28 protein-coding genes are annotated in these 22526 nt (G+C 40.3%); 18 read left to right on the top strand and 10 right to left on the bottom strand.

Annotated features, from left to right (window positions below; all coding sequences use genetic code 11):
• Positions 1 to 7 precede the first annotated feature (7 nt).
• Both WA352_RS15515 and WA352_RS15520 read left to right on the top strand, forming a co-directional pair.
• On the top strand, positions 8 to 838 hold the full coding sequence (locus tag WA352_RS15515; RefSeq protein ID WP_336143132.1) for an SDR family NAD(P)-dependent oxidoreductase: 831 nt from the start codon (positions 8 to 10) through the stop codon (positions 836 to 838).
• A gap of 20 nt (positions 839 to 858) precedes the next feature.
• Positions 859 to 1611: an SDR family NAD(P)-dependent oxidoreductase gene (locus tag WA352_RS15520; protein WP_336143134.1), complete on the top strand. Its 753-nt coding sequence runs from the start codon at positions 859 to 861 to the stop codon at positions 1609 to 1611.
• Positions 1612 to 1674: 63 nt separating this feature from the next.
• Here WA352_RS15520 and WA352_RS15525 read toward each other — a convergent pair whose 3' ends face one another.
• Complete coding sequence (locus tag WA352_RS15525) at positions 1675 to 2595, bottom strand: LysR family transcriptional regulator (RefSeq protein ID WP_336143137.1); 921 nt, start codon at positions 2593 to 2595, stop codon at positions 1675 to 1677.
• Positions 2596 to 2693: 98 nt separating this feature from the next.
• Here WA352_RS15525 and WA352_RS15530 point away from each other — a divergent pair, with 98 nt between their 5' ends.
• Complete coding sequence (locus WA352_RS15530; RefSeq protein ID WP_336143139.1) at positions 2694 to 3290, top strand: FMN-dependent NADH-azoreductase; 597 nt, start codon at positions 2694 to 2696, stop codon at positions 3288 to 3290.
• A gap of 73 nt (positions 3291 to 3363) precedes the next feature.
• Here WA352_RS15530 and WA352_RS15535 read toward each other — a convergent pair whose 3' ends face one another.
• Entirely contained in the window at positions 3364 to 3999 is a 636-nt protein-coding gene (locus tag WA352_RS15535; protein WP_336143141.1) for an SDR family oxidoreductase, read from the bottom strand.
• A gap of 212 nt (positions 4000 to 4211) precedes the next feature.
• Positions 4212 to 5315 (bottom strand): MBL fold metallo-hydrolase, encoded by a 1104-nt coding sequence (locus WA352_RS15540; RefSeq protein ID WP_336143142.1) that lies wholly within the window; start codon positions 5313 to 5315, stop codon positions 4212 to 4214.
• A gap of 261 nt (positions 5316 to 5576) precedes the next feature.
• Between WA352_RS15540 and WA352_RS15545 the strand changes: the two genes are divergently transcribed.
• The 7 genes from WA352_RS15545 (at position 5577) to WA352_RS15575 (ending at position 10856) form a co-directional block, all read left to right on the top strand.
• Positions 5577 to 6224: a hypothetical protein gene (locus tag WA352_RS15545; protein WP_336143143.1), complete on the top strand. Its 648-nt coding sequence runs from the start codon at positions 5577 to 5579 to the stop codon at positions 6222 to 6224.
• Positions 6225 to 6241: 17 nt separating this feature from the next.
• Complete coding sequence (locus WA352_RS15550) at positions 6242 to 7207, top strand: 2-hydroxyacid dehydrogenase (protein ID WP_336143144.1); 966 nt, start codon at positions 6242 to 6244, stop codon at positions 7205 to 7207.
• Between the two features lie 111 nt (positions 7208 to 7318).
• On the top strand, positions 7319 to 7906 hold the full coding sequence (locus tag WA352_RS15555; protein ID WP_004808338.1) for a 1-acyl-sn-glycerol-3-phosphate acyltransferase: 588 nt from the start codon (positions 7319 to 7321) through the stop codon (positions 7904 to 7906).
• A gap of 170 nt (positions 7907 to 8076) precedes the next feature.
• A complete protein-coding gene (locus WA352_RS15560) occupies positions 8077 to 9474 on the top strand; it encodes a M48 family metalloprotease (RefSeq protein ID WP_442892281.1) in 1398 nt (465 codons plus the stop codon).
• Positions 9475 to 9533: 59 nt separating this feature from the next.
• Positions 9534 to 10028 carry a GNAT family N-acetyltransferase gene (locus tag WA352_RS15565; protein WP_336143146.1) on the top strand — a complete coding sequence of 165 codons (495 nt, stop codon included), beginning with the start codon at positions 9534 to 9536 and terminating at the stop codon, positions 10026 to 10028.
• A gap of 62 nt (positions 10029 to 10090) precedes the next feature.
• A complete protein-coding gene (locus WA352_RS15570) occupies positions 10091 to 10456 on the top strand; it encodes a GFA family protein (protein ID WP_336143149.1) in 366 nt (121 codons plus the stop codon).
• A 40-nt stretch (positions 10457 to 10496) separates the two neighbouring features.
• Entirely contained in the window at positions 10497 to 10856 is a 360-nt protein-coding gene (locus WA352_RS15575) for a hypothetical protein (protein ID WP_005202584.1), read from the top strand.
• A 79-nt stretch (positions 10857 to 10935) separates the two neighbouring features.
• Here WA352_RS15575 and WA352_RS15580 read toward each other — a convergent pair whose 3' ends face one another.
• Both WA352_RS15580 and rpsU read right to left on the bottom strand, forming a co-directional pair.
• Positions 10936 to 11382 carry a GatB/YqeY domain-containing protein gene (locus tag WA352_RS15580; protein ID WP_004808327.1) on the bottom strand — a complete coding sequence of 149 codons (447 nt, stop codon included), beginning with the start codon at positions 11380 to 11382 and terminating at the stop codon, positions 10936 to 10938.
• A 29-nt stretch (positions 11383 to 11411) separates the two neighbouring features.
• On the bottom strand, positions 11412 to 11627 hold the full coding sequence (rpsU, locus tag WA352_RS15585; RefSeq protein ID WP_004652785.1) for a 30S ribosomal protein S21: 216 nt from the start codon (positions 11625 to 11627) through the stop codon (positions 11412 to 11414).
• Positions 11628 to 11772: 145 nt separating this feature from the next.
• On the opposite strand from rpsU, the gene tsaD reads away from it, so the two are divergent.
• From tsaD to WA352_RS15610, 5 genes are all read left to right on the top strand, one after another.
• Entirely contained in the window at positions 11773 to 12780 is a 1008-nt protein-coding gene (gene tsaD / locus WA352_RS15590; RefSeq protein WP_004808325.1) for a tRNA (adenosine(37)-N6)-threonylcarbamoyltransferase complex transferase subunit TsaD, read from the top strand.
• A gap of 1 nt (position 12781) precedes the next feature.
• On the top strand, positions 12782 to 13234 hold the full coding sequence (locus WA352_RS15595; RefSeq protein ID WP_336143152.1) for an AAA family ATPase: 453 nt from the start codon (positions 12782 to 12784) through the stop codon (positions 13232 to 13234).
• Positions 13234 to 13989, top strand: coding sequence for a tRNA(His) guanylyltransferase Thg1 family protein (locus WA352_RS15600; RefSeq protein ID WP_004652788.1), 756 nt, complete (start codon positions 13234 to 13236; stop codon positions 13987 to 13989). The genes WA352_RS15595 and WA352_RS15600 overlap by 1 nt, the downstream gene beginning before the upstream one ends.
• A gap of 40 nt (positions 13990 to 14029) precedes the next feature.
• Positions 14030 to 14533, top strand: coding sequence for a hypothetical protein (locus WA352_RS15605; RefSeq protein ID WP_016163174.1), 504 nt, complete (start codon positions 14030 to 14032; stop codon positions 14531 to 14533).
• Between the two features lie 124 nt (positions 14534 to 14657).
• The gene (locus WA352_RS15610; protein WP_241289061.1) at positions 14658 to 14981 is read left to right on the top strand and encodes a hypothetical protein; all 324 of its coding nucleotides are present in this window, start codon (positions 14658 to 14660) and stop codon (positions 14979 to 14981) included.
• A gap of 8 nt (positions 14982 to 14989) precedes the next feature.
• Here WA352_RS15610 and WA352_RS15615 read toward each other — a convergent pair whose 3' ends face one another.
• From WA352_RS15615 to WA352_RS15625, 3 genes are all read right to left on the bottom strand, one after another.
• Positions 14990 to 15916 (bottom strand): DMT family transporter, encoded by a 927-nt coding sequence (locus tag WA352_RS15615; protein ID WP_336143155.1) that lies wholly within the window; start codon positions 15914 to 15916, stop codon positions 14990 to 14992.
• Positions 15913 to 16491, bottom strand: a complete 579-nt coding sequence (locus WA352_RS15620; protein ID WP_336143157.1) for a TetR/AcrR family transcriptional regulator — start codon at positions 16489 to 16491, stop codon at positions 15913 to 15915. Before WA352_RS15620 ends, WA352_RS15615 begins: the two co-directional genes overlap by 4 nt.
• A 145-nt stretch (positions 16492 to 16636) precedes the next feature.
• Entirely contained in the window at positions 16637 to 17179 is a 543-nt protein-coding gene (locus WA352_RS15625; RefSeq protein ID WP_336143159.1) for an HPP family protein, read from the bottom strand.
• A 91-nt stretch (positions 17180 to 17270) separates the two neighbouring features.
• Here WA352_RS15625 and WA352_RS15630 point away from each other — a divergent pair, with 91 nt between their 5' ends.
• Complete coding sequence (locus WA352_RS15630; protein ID WP_336143161.1) at positions 17271 to 17831, top strand: TetR/AcrR family transcriptional regulator; 561 nt, start codon at positions 17271 to 17273, stop codon at positions 17829 to 17831.
• 64 nt (positions 17832 to 17895) lie between these two features.
• Here WA352_RS15630 and WA352_RS15635 read toward each other — a convergent pair whose 3' ends face one another.
• Both WA352_RS15635 and WA352_RS15640 read right to left on the bottom strand, forming a co-directional pair.
• On the bottom strand, positions 17896 to 18996 hold the full coding sequence (locus WA352_RS15635; protein ID WP_336143163.1) for a DUF6670 family protein: 1101 nt from the start codon (positions 18994 to 18996) through the stop codon (positions 17896 to 17898).
• A 101-nt stretch (positions 18997 to 19097) separates the two neighbouring features.
• A complete protein-coding gene (locus WA352_RS15640; protein ID WP_004808306.1) occupies positions 19098 to 19988 on the bottom strand; it encodes an ATP-binding protein in 891 nt (296 codons plus the stop codon).
• Between the two features lie 174 nt (positions 19989 to 20162).
• Here WA352_RS15640 and WA352_RS15645 point away from each other — a divergent pair, with 174 nt between their 5' ends.
• Positions 20163 to 21671 (top strand): DUF3336 domain-containing protein, encoded by a 1509-nt coding sequence (locus tag WA352_RS15645; protein ID WP_241328063.1) that lies wholly within the window; start codon positions 20163 to 20165, stop codon positions 21669 to 21671.
• Positions 21646 to 22464 carry a protein kinase domain-containing protein gene (locus WA352_RS15650; protein ID WP_336143166.1) on the top strand — a complete coding sequence of 273 codons (819 nt, stop codon included), beginning with the start codon at positions 21646 to 21648 and terminating at the stop codon, positions 22462 to 22464. The genes WA352_RS15645 and WA352_RS15650 overlap by 26 nt, the downstream gene beginning before the upstream one ends.
• Positions 22465 to 22526 lie beyond the last annotated feature (62 nt).

A 22526-nucleotide genomic window follows, 5' to 3' on the forward strand; every position in this document is an offset into this window, starting at 1 on the left:
TAGCACAATGAAACGTATTTGGTTTGTGACAGGTGCAACACGTGGAATGGGTGTTGAAATTGTTAAAGCAGCGATTCAGCAAGGGGACTCAGTGATTGCGACAGGGAGAAGTTTAAGCAAACTCAAAGCGATTTATTCAAATTTACCGAGTGATCAGATTGAGTTGGTGGAACTTGATATTCGCGATGAACAGCAGGTTAAAACTGCTGTAGAGATTGGTCTAAAGCGTTTTGGACAGATAGATGTTCTAGTCAATAACGCTGGTTATCCATTACTCGGACGTTTTGAAGAGGTGACCGCAGCACAAATTGAACGGCAATTTGCCACTAATGTCTTTGGCACATCCAACGTACTTCGTGCGGTGTTACCGATTATGCGTGAGCAACGCTCAGGTCATATCATCAATACGTCTTCAATTGCTGGAGTAAAAGCAGTGGCGAATGCCGTGTTTTATTCAGCTTCAAAGTTTGCAGTCGAAGCGATTAGTTTGGCCTTATTAGATGAGGTTGCACCATTTGGAATTAAGGTTACTGCGATTGAGCCCGGCTTTTTCCGTACTGAGTTCTTAAGTGAGCATTCAACAGAATACGGGATGCAGTTACATGACGATTATGAAGTATTGGGTAATACCAAGTCTTTGATGTCGGCTGCAGATGGACAGCAACAGGGCAGTCCTGCCAAATTGGCACAGGTGGTGATGCAAGTCGCCGCAATGAACAATCCACCGAAACAGCTATTGATTGGCAATGATGCGATTGACTATGTGATACCAACCTTAACGGCTCATTTAGATGAAATTAAGCAGCACGAAGCTTTAACTCGAAGTACTGATTATTAATTCAATAGGTAAGACTTAAAATGAAAACAGCATTAATTACAGGTGCCAGTGCGGGTATCGGTAAAGCACTTGCTTATCAATTCGCTCAACAAGGTTTCAATTTGATCTTAGTTGCACGTCGCAGTGAAGCTTTAGAGCAAATGAAGCAGGATTTAGAAAACCGTTATTCCATTCAAGTCGAAAATCAGATCTTTGATTTAGCTGTATCTGGGCAAACGGCTGCGTTATATGACACCGTCAAACATCATAAAATTGATGTACTGATTAATAATGCAGGCTTTGGTGACTATGACTTAGCTTGGGATGCAGATCTAAACAAAGTGATGAATATGGTGGATTTGAATGTTCGTGCATTAACAGACTTATCTTTGCGTTATATCAAAGACTATGTGGATGAAGATGCGGTATTAATCAATGTGTCATCTGTAGGGGGGTACGCTGAAGTTGATGTCGCGATTCCTTACTGTGCCACTAAATTCTATGTCTCTTCATTTACAGAGGGGATCGATTTTAGCCTGCGAACGCAGGGTAAAAATATGCGAGCAAAAGTGCTTGCCCCTGCTGGAACGCAAAGTGAGTTTCATAACGTTGCCGCAGATGGTAGTGGGATCGACATCAATAAATTGTATAACGGTGCAGTGTTGATGACGGCTGAACAACTTGCTGAAAGTGCTTATCAACTTTATTTAAGTGATAAAACCGTAGGGATAGTCAATCCTAACAATGAGTTCGAATTCAAAGATGCAATTTTCCCACAGCTTGCTTTATTGTAAGCAGAAAGAGATCGCGGTATTGAGATGAAGCAAAGGCTAAAGGAATTTAGCCTTTCTTTTTTCTCAGGAGATATTTCGATTGTTTGATAGGGTTGGCGGTAAATACTGAATGAGTTGATCAATTGCCAAACGTGTTTTTAATGGCATATAAGACAAACTCGGCCAGACCACATGGATTGGGAAGTCGACACTGGAAAACTCGGGTAAGACTTGAGCTAAACTGCCATCCTGTAGTTCTTTATGAATGAGCCAATCGGGAAGCCATGCGATACCATAATGTGACAACACGGTATTTTTAATCACCAGCATATCATTTAATAGCAATTTTGCTTGGGGTCGGATGGTATACAGTTGTTTGTGTTCATCTTGAAGATGCCATTTCGGTGGGGACCCAGAATAAGGATAAGCAATGGCCGTGTGCTGTTGTAGATCATCCAAGTCCTTCACTGTGCCTGATTGCTGTAGATATTCGGGTGTGGCACAGAGTAGCATCCGATGATCACCTAACTTTCTCGCAATCAAATGATGGCTATCTGGTAAAGCACCGATACGAATCGCTAAATCAAAACCATCTTCGACCAAATCGACAGTTCGATCATTAAATGAAAGTTCCACCTGCAAATCAGCATGCTGTTGTGCCAGTTCAATCATCATTGGGGCAACATAGAGTTGTCCAAACAGAACTGGGGCCGAAATTCTTAATAAGCCCGTTGCACTGATTTTACCCTGATCCAACAAGCTTTCAGCAGCATGGATTTCTGCAATAGCACGCTGACTGTGCTCATAAAACAGCGTACCTTCGGCTGTTAAGCTGAGGGTTCGAGTAGTACGTTTAAATAAAGTCACGCCCAAACGTTGTTCTAAACGCGCAATGCTTTTACTCACCGCCGAGCGGGTCAGATGTAGTTGTTCAGCAGCATTGCTAAAGCTTCCTGCCTCGACCACTGTCACAAAGATTGAAATCGTACTCAGCTCTGTTTGCATGATTGTAGAATTTTTGGAATCAATGGATTGAAATAGTATCACTACTGGCGATTAAAATGTAATAGTAAGATAGCTCCATCAAGATATGGAGAGCAAACATGGCGAAAGTGTTGGTATTGAAATCAAGCATTATGGGTGATCAATCACAGACGAGCCGTTTGATCGATGCATTTTTAAAACAACGTGCAGAAGCAGGCGTACAGGATGAAGTGATCATTCGTGATTTAACCACGCTTAACTTACCTGTACTGGATGCTGAAATTTTCCATGCGCTGCGTGGTGCAGAACACGTTGCAGCGCCGATACAAAAGATTGTCCAGTTATCGGATGAGTTGATTGCAGAACTTAAAGCAACGGATCTATTGTTGATCGGTGCGCCGATGTACAACCTGAATGTGCCAACACAGTTGAAGAACTGGTTCGATTTGGTCGCGCGTGCTCGCCATACTTTTAGATATACCGAAACTTATCCTCAAGGTCTGGTTGAAGGTGTCAAGGCAATTGTGATGAGCAGCCGTGGTGGTATTCACCTTGGGCAAGTGACGGATGCAGTAACGCCTTATCTACAGTCTGTTTTAGGCTTAATGGGTATCCATGACGTGCGCTTCGTTTATGCGGAAGGTCTGGATATTCCTGCTTTAAAGGTGGATGCATTAAAAGATGCGCATCTAAAAGCCCAACAGGTTGCTGTTTAAAAAAATACCCCTTACTACCGAGACTTGGTAGGATCGGACACGCAGGGTGCCTGTTTGTCCGATTTTTTCATATTTAGATGAAATAAGGTTGATCGGCATCTGAGTGTGGTTTATTGAGTCCTAAGTTTTTTCTAGAGGCTAATGCGGGTGTTTGAATAATTTTAACCACGAAGGCAGCGACACTTTTACGTGAAATGACCGTGCCTTTAAAATGCTCATGGCGTTCCGTTGTTTCATAGTCAATTTCATCTTCATCCATGAGCCACGCTGCACGTAAAATACTATAATCCAGATCAGAAGCTTCTAATAAATCCGCTGCTTTACGATATGGGCCAAGGTATTTGCCGATTTCATTGCGATTCCATTCACCAAACTTACCTGTGACTTCATCATATATTCCTAATGAGTTGATCAGAACAATACGTTTAACCCCTGCGCCGTGCATGGCGTCAATGATATTCCGTGTTTGCTGTTCTAATTCACCAGCAAGGTTGGCATAAACAATATCTTGCCCTTGTACAGCCTGCTTTAATTGCTCCAGATTCAAAACATCTGCTTCAATGACTTTTGCGTTGGGTGGCAAATCAGTGCCTAATTTTTTTGCATCACGGAGCAATAGCGTTTGAGTCAGTTCAGGCTCGTTGGCCAACATTTTAATGACCCATTGAGCAATTTGACCTGATGCGCCAAGAATTAATACATTTTTCATTTTTAACGACCTTTGTTTAAGATTCATCATTTAAGAAAAGGCATGTGGATGTCATTTTCTTGATCTTTGATGATTTTATTTAAGCTTAAAAATACGAAACGTATTGACCTGAAATGCTCAGTTGTTTGCCTAATTTGATGAGCTTGTCGATTTTTACAGTATCCATAAAAAAGCCCCATCGAAATGAGGCTGATATAACAATCATGCTTGAATTAGCGAATATTCTTCCACCACTGTTTAAACGGTTGCTGCTCATTATCCAGTTCAACCAATTCTCCAATCATCGGCGTCGCAAGGCGATATTTTCTGCTTTTTGAATATTCAACAATGCGGGTAATCGGTTCATACCAAGCATGCTTGGCCAAACTGAATTTTGAATGATGTACAGGAATCATATTACGTGCATTCAGTTCTTCAGTGGCTTGGGCAACCTCATCAGGATGGCAATGTACTGAACGCCAAGCGGCGTCATATTGCCCATTTTCCATCAAGGCCCAATCAAAGGGGCCGTATTTCTGTCCAATCTCAACAAAGTGCTTGTCATAACCACCATCACCGGTATAGAAAATCTTTTTATTCGGGGATTGAATCACGAAAGAAACCCATAAATTCTTTCCACCATCAAAGGCACGTCGTGAATCATGATGGGTGGTTTCAGTGATTATGCTAATCCCATCATCAAACTCGATTCGATCACCCCAATCTCGCTCGATCAGTTTATTTTTGGGATAACCCCAGTATTCAAAGTGTTCGCCGACGCCTAGACCAGTAATCACGTATTTAACTTTGTCTTTGAGTTTAAGTGCCGTTTCATAATCGAGGTGGTCATAGTGATCATGCGAAATCAGCAAATAATCAATCTCAGGTAAGTCCTCAACCCGATAGATATCAGTCCCTTTATAGGCGCGTGTGCCCCAAGGGAAAGGAGAGGCTTTGCCACTCATAACAGGGTCGATCAAAAAGGTTTTACCATGCAACTGCATAAATACCGATGAGTGTCCAAACCAGATGATGACATCTTGTTTCGGATCAAGAGCAAGTAGATTGGTTTTAATGGAGGGAATGGGATCAATCGGATTACGATGAGGAATGGTTTTAATAAAGGTTTTATAAAGTTCAACTGCAATACTAGAGCCTTCGCTCATACCTGATTTTTCAATTAAATTTCGAAATTGACCTTGGCGATAGTTGGGAGAGCTTTCAATGACTTGTAGTCGTTCACCAGAAGGGATTTTACCGAATAAGGGTTGTTGTGCATATATAACACTCGCTGCAATAAGCAGGGCCACGGCGATCGCAACAAAAAGAATAAGCATAAATGGAGTCAACCTTTTCATTTGAGCATTCGATACGATATTAATAAAAACTAAAAGCGACAAAATGATGAAATATTGTCTAAAAGTCGATGAGTGAAAACTTGCCTATTGTTATTGAATATTTGCCTAAACTAACGAGAATTGAATGTGTATTGATGTGATTGAGCAAAAGGAAGTCATTTAGAGGGGCTTGGTTTATGCTAGACTATGTACGGTTACAGTGTTGTAAATCACTGTGCATCAAGATAATGAGTAGGTAACATGATCGGGCAGCAAAGAAACATATTGGCAACTTTGGGGATTGATGTTTGGATTCCTAGAGAAGTGGTATGTCAAAAAAATACTGCACCGAGCTTATGGCGGGATCAAATTGTTGAAGAAACTTCACAGCCACTGACACCGATATTAGATGTCGTATCAACGCCACAAGAGATTCAAGTTGCATCGCGACCAACATTAGTGATCGCCGAAAAAGAAGTTCCTCAGCCTACAGAAATTATTGCCAAGCCTGTTGTTAAAGAAGTTGTTGTTGAAAAAGAACAGATTGTTATTACAACTCAGATTCAGGCATTTGAACTGCAAATGTATGTTTTAGAAAACTGTGCCATTTTGTTGGAAAGCAGTCAGCTCAGCGATGCACAACGGCAGCTCTGGCAAAATATTCAAAAGGCAAGATTGGGTCAATACGCAGAGTTGAAATGGCCATTTCCCTTGGCTGCATTTCAAGAGAGCAGAGGACTACCATCCTATATTCAAGGCTTTCTGGATGCTACGGCAAGCGGCAGAAAGATATTATGCTTAGGTCAACTGGACTTTATTCAGCATTCTAATATATTACATTTAGCGAGTTTAGAAGAAATGCTGGCTCAACCTGTCTTGAAAAGACGATTGTGGCAGCTCATGCAATAAAGAACGGAAATCGAATCATGAAGAAAGTCGTTGTATTCAGCCAAATAGATCAGGACGTGATAGCGCAGTTACAGCAAGATTATCAGGTGGTGGTACTCAATCCAAAGCTTGGTGATATCAATGAACAGATTCGGACCGAAGTGGTTGATGCCGATGCCATGATTGGTGCAGGGCGTTTACTCAATGAAAGCAATTTAGCACCTGCACAAAAACTTAAAATTATTTCGACCGTGTCGGTTGGCTACGACAACTACGATGTCGACTATCTCAATCAAAAGAAAATTTGGCTTGCCAATACGCCACACGTTTTAACTGAAACCACAGCCGATCTAGCCTTTAGCTTGTTACTGAGTGCCGCACGTAAGATTCCACAATTAGATGCTTGGACCAAGCAAGGGCAGTGGAAGCGTACTGTTGCGATGGAACAATTTGGGGTAGATGTTTTTGGCAAAACCCTAGGCATTATTGGACTGGGACATATCGGAGCCGCCATTGCCCGTCGTGGTTTTTATGGTTTCAATATGAATATTTTGTACCATAATCGCCGTGAAAAGATTGAGGTGGCTCAGGCCTTCAATGCGCAGTATCGTGATTTAGATCAGTTATTGCAGCAATCTGATTTTATTGTAGTGGCTGTTGACTTAAATAGTGAGTCAAAAGCATTGATTGGGGCCGAGCAATTTGATTTGATGCAAAAACATGCTGTCTTCGTCAATATCGCGCGTGGCTCGGTGGTGGATGAACATGCATTAATTGAAGCATTGCAGCAAAACAAAATCTTTGCAGCGGGTTTAGATGTATATGCCAAGGAACCACTACAAAGTTCTCCATTATTTGGGCTAGCAAATGCGGTGACTGCGCCACATATCGGTTCGGCAACTGCTGAAACACGTCAGAAGATGGTCAACCTTGCTTATCAGAACTTGATTGATGCATTAGAAGATCGCACACCTCGCTATTTAGTGAATCCGAAATTCGAATAATTGCTTACAATGCTGATCATTTAATTGCTGCATTATTGTGCGGGCCCATCTTTTTAAGTTGATTAATATTGGTACACTTGCGCCCTTTGTGACTTCGTCTTGGGGCGTCTGGTGTTTGAAAAATTAGCTGAACAAAGTTTGGGCTTAATGGGTTGGGAAATTGACAATCATTGGGATTTAAATATTGATCAATGTGTCATGATTGCTGCCCCGCATACCAGCAACTGGGATGCTTTATATGCGCGTTTGGCGTTAAAAGCCTTGGGTGTTAATGTGCGCCTAACCATCAAAGACAGTTATATGAAATTGCCATTTGGTCCCTTTGTGCGTGCCATGGGGGGGATCGGTATTGATCGTCGTGCCAAGCATGAAGGTCAAGAACGTCCAAGTATGGTTCAGCTGATGAGTGATTTATTTAAGACGCACCCTAAGTTAGTCATGCTAGTGACTCCAGAAGGAACGCGTGCTAAACAAGAGCAATGGAAAACTGGTTTTTATCATGTGGCAATAACAGCGGGTGTACCGATTGCACTTGCGTATATGGACTATGCCAAGAAAAAAACAGGTGTAGGAAAAATTGTTTATCCTACAGGGGATTATGAAAAGGATATGACCGAGATCATGTCTTTTTATGCCACGATCAATGCCAAATTCCCAGAGAAATTTAGTGTAGATCAGCGTTACGTTGCGGCAGAGTAATTCAGTTGATTTCAAAAATCATAAAGTAAGGCAGGATTTTCCTGCCTTTTATAACACTTTGTTGCAAATTTCTCCTTTTTTCAATGCTATATTAAATTTCTTTATTAAAATCATAGAGAAACCACTTGAGATCGTTCCTGCTCGCCTGTGGCCTTTTCGCCACAACTCAACTGAGTCACACTGAGGTTTTTTTGCCTGCGCATAGTGCTGGGCAAACAGAAGTGCCTGAAATTGGCAGCGGTATAGGTTTACTCGATCAGCAAAAAGAAAAATTTATCGGTGAAAAAGTCTATCGTGAAGTGCATCGTCAAATGCCAACGGTGCAAGATGCATGGTTGGAAGATCAGTTTTTACAGGTATTTTCAGGCATTTTAAGCCAGACCCAACTTGGCCAACCGATTGGTTTAGTCATTATCAAAGATCCCCAAATTAATGCCTTTGCTGTTCCTGGTGGTTTATTTGCCTTGAATACAGGTTTGATTACTTCAGCTAAGAATATGGATGAGATTGCAGGGGTCATGGCGCATGAGATTGCACATGTCGCTCAGCGTCATTACAGCCGTTCTCAAGAAGCATTTAAGGGCCAGGGCTTGCTCGCATTGGCGGGAATTCTTGTCGGGGCTGCCATCGCATCGCAAGCCGATGGCAATGCGGGTGCAGCGGTAATGATGGGGACTCAAGCAGCATTGATGGATAAGCAGTTGAGTTATAGCCGTAATCAGGAGCGTGAAGCGGATCGTATCGGCATGCAGTTTATGTATGCTGCAGGTTATAACCCACAGAGCATGGCAGATTATTTTGAAACCATGCATCGTGCCACCAGTCGTGTCAGTTTTTTACCAGACTTCTGGTTTACCCATCCTTTAACTACTGAACGGATGAGCGAAGCACGTTTACGTGCTAATCAATTACCGAAAGTGAAATCAAAAATTTACGATCTCGATTTTGAAATTTTAAAACTCTATACCTTAGTGGTTTCAAGTCAGGCCACTGAGCTTCAATTACAGTCACTGGCAAATCAGAAAAATACAGCTGCACAATTGGCATTGAGTAAGTTCTATCTTGAACAAGGTGACTACGCACAAGCACAAGCCAATTTGGATTTAGTGAAGCCGAAACTCAAGAATCATGTGCTGATTCCTTTGATCCAAACTGATATTTATTTGGGTCAAAATAAGTTAGATCAGGCCTATGCCACAATTAATCCGATTCAAAAGACCATGCCGGAGAATAGAGCCTTGTCCTATAAGTTGGCGGAAGTTCTGATTCGCCAAGGGCAAGTTGCACAGGCACAAACGTTGGTACAACGCTTTATCCACAAAAACCAGCGTGATATAGAAGGTTGGCAATTACTGCAACAAGCCACCAATTTAGATAAGAGTTCTCCATTACAAGCAGTCAATGTATTGGGTTATCGTGCAGAGGCTGAGTATTGGTCGGGTTACGAAGAAAATGCAATTAAATCGATGTTACACGCACAACGGTTGGCGAAAGGGAATCTAGCCATGTCAGCCAAGATTGATGCACGTTTAAAACAGATGCAAGATGAACGCCGTATGCGACTGTAATCGGCTTCCTTAGCTGATATTTACTGAGACGTATTCAGTTTAGAAAGAGTAATAACGATATGGAAATCAAACTAGAAAAATTTCATAGGCATGACTTTAAGCTTTATTACCAACTGGTTGGAAATGAAAAAGTTATGGCGATGATTACAGAAAGAGCGATTCCTGAAGAAGAGGCGATGAAAGATTTTCAGTTGCTTATCGTCAATAATCGATTACATCCGAACTTTGGTCATTTTAAAATATTAGATGTGAATACTAATGAATATATAGGCTTAGCGAAATTGGAAATCAAAAAATTGAATGACAATGAGGTTGAGTTGGGGTATATGCTTTTACCAAGTTATTGGGGAAAAGGTATAGCTCGTGAAGTTAGTCAACAGCTACTGAGTGATGCCAAAAAGCAAAATTCAATTCATCGGATATTTGCGATTATTGACCCTAACAATATCGCATCACGTAAAATTTTAACAAGTCAGGGATTCATTCATACAGCGTTCAAAGATTATGATGGGCTTGCTGGTGAAATACTTGAACTAAAGCAGAGCCTTATTTAACTTATATCAAACCATAAAACTTAAAGACGACTTATATTTATAAAACTGAGGGGAAAATTGTTATGATCAAAGGGCAATGTTTGTGTGGTGCTGTGCAGTATCAATATCATGCAGAAATTGAAAACAGCATTTTATGTTATTGCAGTCATTGCCAACAGGCACAAGGTTCAATTGCAGGGTGGAACAGCCCGATTGAGCAAAGCAAATTTGAGTTAATTTCTGGGCAAGAGCAACTGAAAGAATATTTTCATACAGTTAACAAGGCGCGTGTATTTTGTCAAAATTGTGCCAGTCCGCTCTATTCTTATCGAAAGGATTTGCCTGATGTAATTCGTTTACGCCTAGGCACTGTGATAGAAGGTAATATACCCGCACCGAAGGAAGAATTTTTTCTGGAGCATAAACCAAAATTTATTGAATTAAGATAAGATGACGTGCGTAAGCAATTGCTGAGAAGTTAGAACATTTATGAAGAAAATTTTAGTTTTTATTTTTGCGATCAGCAGTGTGGGGATCAGCTCAGCAGCATCGATTGAGCAATATGCAAACTCAGTGGATAAAATTCGTGGTGTATATGCACAGGATATCCGCAGCTTTTTACGAAGTCTGAATCCACAAACGTCACAATTTACGCCTGAGCAGCAAGCAAAGTACTGTCAGATTAATCAGCGTTATATTCAGGATATGTCTGATGCGATTGAACAAAATCGTTCATCATTACCAACGCAATATGCCAACATGAGCAAGCAGGATTTAATCAAGCAGGTGGTTGAATCAAAAGAAATGCAAATGCTTGCGAAATATAATGTTCAGTGTGATTTTAAATAATAAAAACACTTTGGGTTCATTATTGCAATGAATCCAATTTTTAATTGAATAGATGATATAAAGGGGAGAATTAAGCAGATTAGCTTAATTTTGCTTTAATTTTAGCAGATACTTGTGCAGGATCGGCACGCCCGGCTATGATCGGACGTAGAGAATTCATCACCTTACCCATATCTTTCATGCTAGTAGCTTCTTGAGCAGCAATCGTTTGCTCAATGATGGAATCAAGTTCTTCCTCAGTCATAGCTGCTGGTAGAAATTGAGAAATAACCTCAACTTCGGCTTGTTCCTTACTAGCTAAATCATCTCGACCAGCGCCAGAAAAGGCCTTGATCGATTCTTTACGTTGTTTAATTTGCTTTTCAATGACCGCAAGAACCTGAGCATCGTCAAGCTCAATGCGCTCATCGACTTCGATTTGCTTAATTGCTGCTTGTACACCACGAATAACCGTTACTGTTGCCATATCTTTGGCACGCATTGAATTTTTTAACACGTCAGTAATTTGGTTTTTTAAAGTATTCATAGTCTCTTCAGCAGTCAATCACAAATTAATTAGTAAAGGCGAGTAGTACGTACAGATTCGCGAGTCAATTTCTTTTGATAACGCTTAACTGCAGCAGCTTTTTTGCGCTTACGTTCTTGAGTTGGTTTCTCATAGAATTCGCGCTTACGAACGTCAGCTAAAACACCAGCTTTTTCGCATGAACGTTTGAAACGACGGATAGCTACGTCTACTGGTTCGCCTTCTTTCAACTTAACTTGTGGCATGTAAAATCCTCTAAGATGATGGATAAGATCTAACGCACTATTGCACTAGATCGCAAGTGAAGGTCAGTATTTTACTCATTTACAACTCAGATCACAAGTCTATAATAGCTCTGATATTACTTTTGATCGTTGTAAAGGCAGTTTAATGATTGTTTTGGGCTTAGAAACTTCGTGTGATGAAACTGGGTTAGCACTCTATGATAGCGAGCTCGGCTTACGTGGACAGGTTCTATATAGCCAGATCAAATTGCATGCCGAATATGGTGGCGTCGTTCCTGAATTGGCTTCACGTGACCATGTTCGCAAAATGATTCCTTTGATTAATCAACTGCTTGAGCAAAGTGGCGTCAAAAAGCAAGAGATTGATGCAGTTGCCTATACCCGTGGTCCAGGACTGATGGGGGCATTGATGACAGGTGCTTTATTTGGCCGCAGTTTAGCCTTTGCATTTAATAAACCTGCTATTGGTGTGCATCATATGGAAGGTCATATGCTGGCACCATTACTTTCGGAAAATCCACCGGAATTTCCGTTTGTGGCTTTATTGGTTTCAGGTGGGCATACCCAATTAATGGCGGCCTATGGCATCGGTCAATATGAATTGCTCGGTGAATCGATTGATGATGCAGCGGGTGAAGCCTTTGATAAAGTCGCAAAAATGATGAAACTGCCTTATCCGGGCGGTCCAAATATTGCGAAGTTAGCCTTGCAAGGTGATGCCAAAGCATTTGAATTCCCAAGACCAATCTTACATCAAGGTTTGGATTTTTCTTTTAGTGGTCTTAAAACTGCAGTTTCAGTACAACTGAAAAAGTTAGGTGAAGAAAATCGTGATGCGGATGTGGCTGCATCTTTCCAAGAGGCAGTTGTCGATACGCTGGCAAAAAAATCAGTGAAAGCTTTAAAACAAACGGGTTTAAAACGTTTGGTGATTGCTGGCGGTGTCAGTGCAAATCTGCGTTTGCGTGAACAATTAGAAACTTCACTGGCAAAGATCAAGGCACATGTTTATTATGCCGAGCCCGCATTGTGTACAGACAATGGCGCCATGATTGCCTTTGCTGGATATCAACGTTTAAAAGCTGGGCAACATGATGGTTTGGCGGTGACGACAACACCAAGATGGCCAATGACTGAGTTACAACCGACCTAAAATGGAGCTTATCATTTTTGTAGGTGGGCAAGCTTCAGGTAAATCAACATTCTTTAAGCAATGTTTCTCTGACACGCATATTCGTCTCAATCTTGATATGTTGAAAACCAGACATCGTGAGAAAATATTGTTTCAGGCTTGTTTGGACGCAAAACAGAAGGTTGTTGTTGATAATACCAATCCGACTAAACTAGATCGAAAGATATATGTTCAAGATGCAAAAAATGCTCACTTCAAAGTGATTGCTTACTATTTTGATAGTAGTCTGGATGATGCTCTTTTGCGGAATGAACAACGAGAAGGTAAGGCGAAAATTCCTAGGGTTGGTGTTATTTCTACGTTTAAAAAGTTAGAAATCCCTGAGCTTAATGAAGGTTTTGATGAAATTTACAGCGTTTCAATTGATCGAGAAAATGATTTTAATGTGAGCTTGCTGTATCAAAGAGAACAATAATGAGATTTGAAGATTTAGATACAAGACTAAGAAAATATGAGACGGCTTACGATTTCTGTATTCCACCAGAAAATTATATTGTCGTCAGATTGGATGGTCGTGGATTTACACGCTTAACCAAAGAGATTTGGCAATTCGAAGCGCCATTTGATGTACATTTTAGAGATTTAATGGTAGAAACCACAACCCATTTATTACAGTGTGGTTTTAATATCATCTATGGTTATACCCAGAGCGATGAAATTTCTCTTTTATTCCATTATCGTGATGAAAGTTTTAACCGCAAGGAACGTAAAATTCTTTCTATTTTAGCTGGTGAAGCTAGTGCAAAATTCTCTGTTATGCATGGCCAAATTGCTACTTTTGATGCTCGAGTTTGTGTTTTACCCAATTCGCAATTGGTAGATGACTACTTCCGTTGGCGACAAGAGGATGCTCATCGAAATGCATTAAATGCACACTGTTATTGGATGTTAAGAAAATCGGGTCATGCAGTAGCAGAAGCAACGGAACAAGTTAAAGGGTTAAATCGTCAAGAAAAGCATGATTTACTCTTTTCACAGCAGATTAATTTTAATGAACTCCCTGCATGGCAAAAACGTGGCACAGGTGTTTATTGGAAAGACGTTGAAAAAACGGGTCTGAATCCGAAAACTGGTGAAATTACACAAACGACAAGAAGGCAGTTAGTTGCTGATTTTGATTTGCCTTTAAATGAATTCTATAGTGAATTTATAGGTCAAAATTTTTTTTGAAAATATTTTTATGAACTACCGTTCATAATGGAGTTGTAAGTTGAAAATTTCTTATATTTTTACATGTGGCCGATTAGAGTCTTTATTTAAGATTCTCTGCCTCACTCAACAAGGTGAGAAAAAGGTCGAGTCAAAAGAAAAAGTCGTTGAACAATATAGAAAAGATATCGCTTTAGGGCGTCCTTTTGAAGAAACTGAACTTTATCAAATAATTGAAAAAAGTGAAGAAAAAATTGTTATTAATCGCTTGAGTAATATTCTTCGAGAAAAACCTACTCAGCAGAAGAGTAGCTTTGATGCAGACGAATATAAGACAGGTGCATGGTCTGAGTTTAGTGATTATAAGCTGGCAGTTCGATTCTCAAATGCGAAAACTGAGTTAAGTGAAAAACACTTTGCGAAAACTGGTGAATATATGACCAGTCGTGGTATCGCAAAATTGACAGGTTTCAATCCAAGCAACATTAAGAATATGTTGCATCATAAAAGAAGTGTAGTGAGAAAAATGCTCACCACATTGGAAAAATTAGCCAGAGAGTATTGATCTTTAAATCTTGAAATGGATGCAGAGGAAATCTATTGCTCTGTATCTTTTATAATTAATATTTTAATTATCAAATAATTATATTGTATTTTTTTAATAATATATAAATAAAAAGGAGTGAATCATGTGGGTGGTTAAAGCAGCCAATGGCTGTGCATGGTTAAGTATTCTGCTTATTATTGCGGCTACAGGCTTTTCAATCTATGTTCTCAGTATTCCATGTACAACGGATCGAATCTGTGAAATGCCCCCAATTCATTTATTCTTTTTTTTGATACTGTTGGTCTCGACTGTTTGTAATCTTATCGGCATGGTACTGTCGGCGATAGCAAAGGAGGGCGAGCAACCCGTTAAAGAATCAGCAAAAGCAGCATTGTTCTTTAACGGGAAAGTGATTGCATTTAACTTGGTATGTACACTATTCCTACTTTTTATTTTAATGGTCTAGAACATCTTTTAGCTGATTTGCTTTGAACGATCTGCTTTTGACAATACTGCCAGACAAACAAAAATCAGAACCATACCAACCCAACCAATCGGGGCGAGTTTTTCACCGACTAATAATACTGCAAACAAAGCGGCAACCAGTGGTTCAAATAAGGTCAGTGTGGTCGCGGTACTGGCTGAAATGGTCTTTAAAGCATAACCAAATAACAGATAACCGAGAAACATCGGGATCAGCATCATATAACCGACAACATACAAATTTACAGACTCATCAAACAGGTTTGAACCCGTAAAAAATAAGGTAGGTAATAAGATTAAAGCACCGAAGCCAAAAATTAATCCCATCGAAGCTTTTGAGTCGACCCCACGGTCAATCATTTTCTTGGCAGCCCAAGAATATAACGAATAGGTCAGGGCAGCGATCAGTCCGAGAATAATGCCAATGCTTTTCTGGTCTGTCGCAATTGTATGTGCAGATGCTTGGGAATGTGATTCCCCTATAGAGAGCAATAAAACACCAGCGACACCAAAAATAAAGCTAATAAACCACTTACCTGAGAGTGCTTTTTTATCAAAGAACTTTTCCAGTAATGCGGTAAATAAGGGTGCTGAACCAATTGAGACGACCGTGCCAATGGTAATCCCCGCCATACGCATCGACGAATAGAAAGCCAGTGGATAAATCGCAACAGAGACCATGCCAATCAACAATAATGGATAGTAAGAGCGAATTTGAGGTAAATGACTGCGGATATTTTTATGGGCCAATAAAGCTTGTAATAAACCACCGCCACCCATTGCAATTGCGCCAATCGCTAAGGGACTTAGATTTGGAGCATAAGAAGCAGCTGTGCCTGTCGTTCCCCATAAAATAGAGGCAATGAGCACTGCAATAAAACCAGAATGAGCACTGAGGCTAAAAGAGGTACTACTCACTTTGAAACCTCTTGCGCTAATAGGTTCTGAACCATTTGTTTTGCAGCAAATACTTTGTCACTTGAACTTTCTAAACCTGCACGAGCAATCGAACCCTCCAAGATAAATGAAAGCAGTAGTGCCAGTTCTTTGACTCGTTGTGGGGTGCTGCTGAGCTGCTGTAAATGACCCGCTAAAATTGCTTCGATTTCATCTTTATGCTGTTTAACCGCCAAACGTTCAGGACTATGTGCAGGGAATTCTGCGGCTGCATTGAGTAGGCCACAACCACGAAAGCCTTTTTCATAAGCAAATTCTGCGTGATCCTGATAAGCATCAAAAACCGCCAAAATACCATCGATTGGTGTTTGGATTTGAGCTTTTCTCTTTTCATATAAATCTAGCCATTCTTGGTGGCGTGCTTCGATATAGCAGGTGATCAGATCGGATTTGGTGGCAAAATTATTATACAGCGACATTTTTGCCACATTGGCTTTCTCTGTAATGCTATTGATGCCTGTGTTGCTAATGCCATCGTTATAGAACAGGTTAGATGCTGCATCCAAGATTTTTTGTTTTGCTGATTTCGAGCTCATAAGAAAATATATTTATATATACCGACCTACCTAATTTTATTGAAAAGTAAATTATTTGCAAGGTGAAATTGGAATTTCATTGAATTTTGATGAACAGGATGGCATCGATTAAAACGCTGACATTGCGCTTTAATCGATAGATGGGTTATTCAACATTTTTCTTACTGTGGATAAAAGCCAATCCATACACAGGCCATTTCTTTTCTGATTTAAGGTTATTAACCAACCATGCCACCATAACGAGTGCAATTGAGCCTAATAACACGGGGAAAAATAAGAAACTCCATTGGTATTGAATGGTATTGGCGGTTAGCAAAATCACCAGCGGATTTGCGCCAGCAGGTGGATGAACACAACGCAGAAGTTGCATGGCTGCAATCGCACAACCGACAGAAAGTGCAATGCTCAAAGCCGATGTACCAAAAACTTTAAGAAACAGTAAGCCAATAAAAGCCGAGACAAAATGTCCCAAAATTACATTGCGAGGTTGAGCCAAAGGCGATTGCGATACGGCATACAAGATCACACAGGTTGCGCCAAAAGGAGCCATGATAAATAGATTGTGGGTGAATTTACTGAGCAGGATTAAGATCAAGATGCTTAATGTGCCGCCAATTAAACTTCTTATAATATCAATGGATTGGGGTAAGGGAGCAAGATGTTCTCTACCGTTGAATAAAGATAACATGGTGATCTCACGACTGGGTTGCTTTATGGCGATAATAGAACTAAAATTACAAATAGTACAGATCTGTACTATTTTAAATGAGTAAATCTTTATGTCGAAGTCTGCTGATAAAATTTTGCATACTGCAGAAAAATTATTTTATGAAAATAGTTTTGTTGGGGTCGGAGTTGACCTTATTCGAGATGAATCTGGCTGTTCAAAAACCACGATGTACACCTATTTCAAAAATAAAAATCAATTGGTGAAATCGGTCTTGGAAGCACGTGATGAAAAGTTTAGGCAGCGTTTATTGGACTATGTGGCGGAGGCAACAGGGCGAGAGGCATTGAACAGGTTGATCGATTGGCACTTATTATGGTTTCAAGAAGATAACTTTAAAGGATGTTTATTCGTTAGAGCTGTGGCTGAGTCGCATTTGGGTGATCAAGACATCATCTCAGTGTCAAAAGAACATAAAGTTTGGATTAGAAACTTGATTACGGAATATTTGCAATCTTATTCAAAAACAGAGATGTTGGTTGAAGTGACTTATACGCTGATTGAAGGGCTCATTAGCCGATTCTTGGTCGAAGGTTATGATGCAAACGTGGCAGCGGAGATTAAGGATTCAATCAATCAAATGATTGATACTTTGAACCCTCAGAGCAACTAGATTGCAAAGGGAAATGATGAGCCTTTGAAGTTTTAGCAAAGACTCATCAACGTGTTCAGTTCATTTAATTCTTAAATGCATTCTGATCTTCTACATCCACATATTCGATATAACCACGACCTTGAACAGGGGCAGTTAAATATTCGCCTGTGAAGGTATAAGCACTGGCATAACCAATGCCATGACCATAACGGAATGGACTATCAATTTCTGCGGTGATATCTAAAATTTTCTGATCAGCATCATCCTTGACAGACCAAGAGAATAATTGCGGTAAGCGCATTTTCTTACCACTTGGCGAAACATAATCATCAACTTGATGTGCAATCACCTTGAACTCGACATTGGTATAAACTTCAGCAGACTTGTCGGTATGTCGAACATGCAATGTATAGGCTGCTGGTTGACCCAAAATATCAGCTTTGGTGAGCAATAATTGAGTGCTATCCGTCAAATTGATAATTTGATAGGTAAAGAAATCGAGTGGTAATTTATAAGGTTCAGGCAACAACTTTTTTACTACGCCATGCGCACCTGTAGCGCGGGCATATTCATAGGTACATAAGCCTTCTGCAGGTGTGACTTTCCCTTGATACTCAAGCCGACCTTTGAAGTTAGCCAATAAACTAAAATGATCATAAATTGGGGTTTTGATAAACCATGAGATTTGATCGGTGACATCTAAATCAAATTCAAAGCTGAGTCCATGATAGGCACCTTTGAGATGAATATTCGGTAGAGTTCCTTGAATCGAAACTTCTTCACCGAGCTCAATAGTTGTTCCATTGTCTTGAATGTTGGTCTGTTCTGGAATGATATAAGCTTTGAGTAGATGCTCATCTACCGCAGCGGTACTAGAGAAAAACGTGGCAGTCTTTCTTGGGTCACCTAGGGTAATATCATCATGGTCAAACGCAAGTGCTCCTGGTGTACCCAGTAAGATCATAATATTTAAATAACGATGAGGCTCAGGCAGCAGAGGAAAGAAGATTCCATAATGTGTCCATGTATAAAAATTCCCATCAGTGCGTGGGCGAATGATGTCTGGTTCTGAAAATGGTGTTGTTGAATATTTTACGGCTTTATCAAGCGAGCCTTGTGCCAATAACAGGCTTTTACCCAAAATTTTGCTGGTCAGGGATGTCGGTGGCAATTGTTTCTTCATCTTGTTTCCTAAACTCAATCCATGCTGTGACAGCTAGATTATGAGAAACAATTGCCAATGCTAAGCGGAAATAAGGACAAAGCTACGGCTTTTCAGGACATTTATGCAGAGGCTTTGTTTGACAATTTTTCTAGATTTTGCGAGCCAATCCAGTGCTTTGAGAACTGATAGGCTGCACGTCCAGAACGCTGACCACGTGCTTGGCACCATTTCAAACTCTCGCCACGAACCAGATCGTTATAGTCCAAGCCTGCTTTCACAATGTAGTGCTCTACAATTTGTAAATACAACTGTTGATCCATTGGATAGAAGGAGAGCCACATCCCAAAACGATCCGAGAGCGAAATTTTTTCTTCAATTGCTTCTTGCGGATGTAACTCGGTGTATTGCGGTACATCAACCTTCCGTACTGGTGTATTTTCGTGCATAAACTCAGGCAGTAAATGACGACGGTTACTGGTTGCATAGATAATAAAATTGCTTGAGCCTGATTGTAGTGAACCATCTAAGACGCTTTTTAAACTACGATAATTTTCATCTTCGGCATTGAAGGCCAGATCATCGCAATAAACGATAAATTTTTCAGGACGATGTTCAATCAGCTTTTGAATTTTGGGTAAATCAGATAAATCATCACGCTCAATTTCAATCAAGCGTAAACCCTGAGTTGAATACTCGGTGAGAAGCGCACGTACAATCGATGATTTTCCAGTACCACGAGAACCTGTCAGTAAGACATCATTGGCAGGTAGGCCATTCAGGAACTGTAGGGTATTTTGAATGATCTTGTCTTTTTGGCGCTCAATGCCTTTTAAGTCTTCCAAATGCATTTTCTTAGGTTGTTGTATGGCGACAAGTTGCTGGTTTTCCCAACGGAATGCGATTGCTGAAAAGTCAGTGGGTTGCTTTGGTGCAGGGAGAACTTGCTGAAGCTGTGTTAAAACACTTGATAGCGATTGAAGAATAGATTCGGGTAAATCAAGGATAGCCATACATATAAACCAAACTCAATGATGAATAGGGATACTATCACTGCTATTACCGAAATAAAGAAAATATCATCAGAAATATCGAAATAAATCGATTTTACCCTTGATTGTTGTGGCTGCTTTTTGCATTGTATAGGTGCAAGAATATAAAAAATAAGCTGAAAATCAGGATCGCGAATGTTCAATAGAGTTCAAGAGAAAAAGAATACATATCAGACACATAGAGTTGATGTGTTGCAAGAACGCTTACGACATGCCAGTTCTTATGCCGAATGGAAAGAAATTGCACTTAAACTAGATGAAGAATCAGGTCATGAAGCATGGAAATATGACAATGAATCGCCTTATTATGACGCGGAAATTTTATCTAAACGCTATAACTTATTAAAAAAATATCGTATGCAGCATCGGACTTTAGATCTGATCTATGTGTTACGAGAAGGCTTGTCTTATGACTTTGCCAATATTGGGCATCCGATGTTGTTTGCACAGACCTATATTGGTACTAAAAAAATCATTGAAAACTATGTTGAGGAAATGAGTGACTGCCTACGTTACTTGGCTTCGAGTGAATGTATTACCTTTCAACTAAAAGAAAAAATTCAGTTTTTTGAAGAATGTCAAAAGGCCTATGGTCAACCCGCTGTGATGTTTTCTGGAGGCGCAACGCTAGGTTTATTTCATACTGGGGTGTGTAAAGCATTAATCGAACAAGATCTGATGCCTCAAGTTTTATCGGGTTCAAGTGCAGGGGCAATCATGACAGGAATGTTAGGCGTTTCTACGCCAGATCAAGTTCCTGAATTGCTGCAAGGGGAACATTTTTTTAGTGATGCCTTTAAATTTAGGAAAGTAACTGAATTATTGCGGGCGAATGGTGGTATTGCTGATGTGATGTATTTGAAAAAATTTCTGATGCAGAACTTGGGTGATGTTACGTTTGCAGAAGCTTATAAACAATCCAAACGTCATATTAATATCGTGATTGCACCCTATAACACAGCCCAAAATCCACGTATTATGAATGCACTGACCGCACCGAATGTATTGGTGTGGAGTGCAGTATTGGCTTCTTGTGCGGTGCCTGTGTTATTTCCACCTGTGCATCTGACCAGTAAGCGTTATGATGGGCAGCATACGCCATATCTCGCCAATACCAAGTGGGTGGATGGCAGTATGCGCAGTGATTTTCCGCAGGAAAAGATGGCTCGGCTCTATAATATTAATTACACTATTGCCAGTCAGGTCAATCCGCATATTGTGCCGTTTATGCAAAGTGACACCGAACGTTTTCGTAGAGATGTACTCAGTTGGCCTGAACGAATTGTTCGCCGTCAAGGTAAAGCCATTGCAATGGAAGTGATGGATTTAACGCGCAGTCATATGGGCAGTTTCTTCCCGATTCGTCGTGTACTGGATCATGGCTATGGTATTTTGGGGCAGCGTTATTATGGTGACGTCAATATTATTGCCAAATATGGACTCAGACATTATAGCTATATGCTGAAAAACCCACGGCCAAAACTGTTTAAAATCTTGCAGCAAGAAGGTGAGCGTGCCACATGGCCGAAAATTGCTTCTATTGAAATACATGCACGAATTGGAAAAACCATCGAGCATTGTCTAATATCGTTGCGGAAGCAGGAAGAAAAGCAGCAGAATGAGTTTTACTACGTGGATCTCTAATCCAAAGATTCAACTTAACGATCTAAACTTAGTGACCAAAGCGCAAAGTTATGCCTTTGGGCGGCGTGTCTACACCTTTCAAGTTGATCAACAACGTTACTGGCTGAAATTCCATAAAACCAATGATCAGCCTGTTTTGGCACAGGCTTTCCAACGAGAGTTAGCTTTTTATCAGCACTGTCAGCAGCAAGAACAAGCATTTTTATTACCATTCCAAATGATTCCATTGCGTCATCTTATAAATGAATTAGATCAGGATGGAATAGGAGTGATCACGGTTGATGCGCATGATTTTTTTGCTGAAGCTGCTATTTTCGAGAATATTGAGCAGATCAAACAAAAGCTATTTTTGGCCTTAGATGCGCTGGATGCATTGCACCAATTCGGGTGGGTGCATGGTGATTTGAAAGCAGAACATTTTCGTTTCTATGAAAACTCATGTCGGCTGATTGATTTTGAGCAATCTTTTCGGATAGGGCATCCGATTCACACTTTAGATGCAACACCACATTATATGGCGCCAGAGCTTTTTCAGGGGGCAGGGAAAAGCATTCAAAGTGATTTATATGCCTTGGGGGTTATTGTGTATGAATGGCTCACTCAATCTCGATTAAAGGCGAGTACTTATCACGATTGGGCAGTATTGCATTGCCAACAACTACACATTCGACTTCCATCTACATTGCAATGCTTTTTTCCTTTACTTAATGGCCTCACGCAAAAGCATATTAAACAACGCTTTAATTCAGTTTTAGAGGTAAAAGATTGCTTAAAACAACTTGATATGTTGTAAAAGTAAACATAAATGCGTGATTTGAATATTATCTGTTCATTTGAATGGTTTTTTTAATAGAA

Origin of the sequence: Acinetobacter sp. 102 (assembly GCF_037028485.1) — a bacterium.
GTDB lineage: Bacteria > Pseudomonadota > Gammaproteobacteria > Pseudomonadales > Moraxellaceae > Acinetobacter > Acinetobacter higginsii.

Excerpts from the sequence above, each read along its gene's own strand:
- WA352_RS15600 (WP_004652788.1), top strand. The coding sequence starts at position 13,234 with ATGAGATTTGAAGATTTAGATACAAGACTAAGAAAATATGAGACGGCT.
- WA352_RS15550 (WP_336143144.1), top strand. The coding sequence starts at position 6,242 with ATGAAGAAAGTCGTTGTATTCAGCCAAATAGATCAGGACGTGATAGCG.
- WA352_RS15630 (WP_336143161.1), top strand. The coding sequence starts at position 17,271 with ATGTCGAAGTCTGCTGATAAAATTTTGCATACTGCAGAAAAATTATTT.
- WA352_RS15565 (WP_336143146.1), top strand. The coding sequence starts at position 9,534 with ATGGAAATCAAACTAGAAAAATTTCATAGGCATGACTTTAAGCTTTAT.
- WA352_RS15540 (WP_336143142.1), bottom strand. The coding sequence starts at position 5,315 with ATGCTTATTCTTTTTGTTGCGATCGCCGTGGCCCTGCTTATTGCAGCG.
- WA352_RS15610 (WP_241289061.1), top strand. The coding sequence starts at position 14,658 with ATGTGGGTGGTTAAAGCAGCCAATGGCTGTGCATGGTTAAGTATTCTG.
- WA352_RS15635 (WP_336143163.1), bottom strand. The coding sequence starts at position 18,996 with ATGAAGAAACAATTGCCACCGACATCCCTGACCAGCAAAATTTTGGGT.
- WA352_RS15520 (WP_336143134.1), top strand. The coding sequence starts at position 859 with ATGAAAACAGCATTAATTACAGGTGCCAGTGCGGGTATCGGTAAAGCA.
- WA352_RS15545 (WP_336143143.1), top strand. The coding sequence starts at position 5,577 with ATGATCGGGCAGCAAAGAAACATATTGGCAACTTTGGGGATTGATGTT.
- tsaD (WP_004808325.1), top strand. The coding sequence starts at position 11,773 with ATGATTGTTTTGGGCTTAGAAACTTCGTGTGATGAAACTGGGTTAGCA.
- WA352_RS15580 (WP_004808327.1), bottom strand. The coding sequence starts at position 11,382 with ATGAATACTTTAAAAAACCAAATTACTGACGTGTTAAAAAATTCAATG.
- WA352_RS15595 (WP_336143152.1), top strand. The coding sequence starts at position 12,782 with ATGGAGCTTATCATTTTTGTAGGTGGGCAAGCTTCAGGTAAATCAACA.
- WA352_RS15650 (WP_336143166.1), top strand. The coding sequence starts at position 21,646 with ATGAGTTTTACTACGTGGATCTCTAATCCAAAGATTCAACTTAACGAT.
- WA352_RS15525 (WP_336143137.1), bottom strand. The coding sequence starts at position 2,595 with ATGCAAACAGAGCTGAGTACGATTTCAATCTTTGTGACAGTGGTCGAG.
- WA352_RS15530 (WP_336143139.1), top strand. The coding sequence starts at position 2,694 with ATGGCGAAAGTGTTGGTATTGAAATCAAGCATTATGGGTGATCAATCA.
- WA352_RS15575 (WP_005202584.1), top strand. The coding sequence starts at position 10,497 with ATGAAGAAAATTTTAGTTTTTATTTTTGCGATCAGCAGTGTGGGGATC.
- WA352_RS15515 (WP_336143132.1), top strand. The coding sequence starts at position 8 with ATGAAACGTATTTGGTTTGTGACAGGTGCAACACGTGGAATGGGTGTT.
- WA352_RS15645 (WP_241328063.1), top strand. The coding sequence starts at position 20,163 with ATGTTCAATAGAGTTCAAGAGAAAAAGAATACATATCAGACACATAGA.
- rpsU (WP_004652785.1), bottom strand. The coding sequence starts at position 11,627 with ATGCCACAAGTTAAGTTGAAAGAAGGCGAACCAGTAGACGTAGCTATC.
- WA352_RS15625 (WP_336143159.1), bottom strand. The coding sequence starts at position 17,179 with ATGTTATCTTTATTCAACGGTAGAGAACATCTTGCTCCCTTACCCCAA.
- WA352_RS15535 (WP_336143141.1), bottom strand. The coding sequence starts at position 3,999 with ATGAAAAATGTATTAATTCTTGGCGCATCAGGTCAAATTGCTCAATGG.
- WA352_RS15620 (WP_336143157.1), bottom strand. The coding sequence starts at position 16,491 with ATGAGCTCGAAATCAGCAAAACAAAAAATCTTGGATGCAGCATCTAAC.
- WA352_RS15570 (WP_336143149.1), top strand. The coding sequence starts at position 10,091 with ATGATCAAAGGGCAATGTTTGTGTGGTGCTGTGCAGTATCAATATCAT.
- WA352_RS15640 (WP_004808306.1), bottom strand. The coding sequence starts at position 19,988 with ATGGCTATCCTTGATTTACCCGAATCTATTCTTCAATCGCTATCAAGT.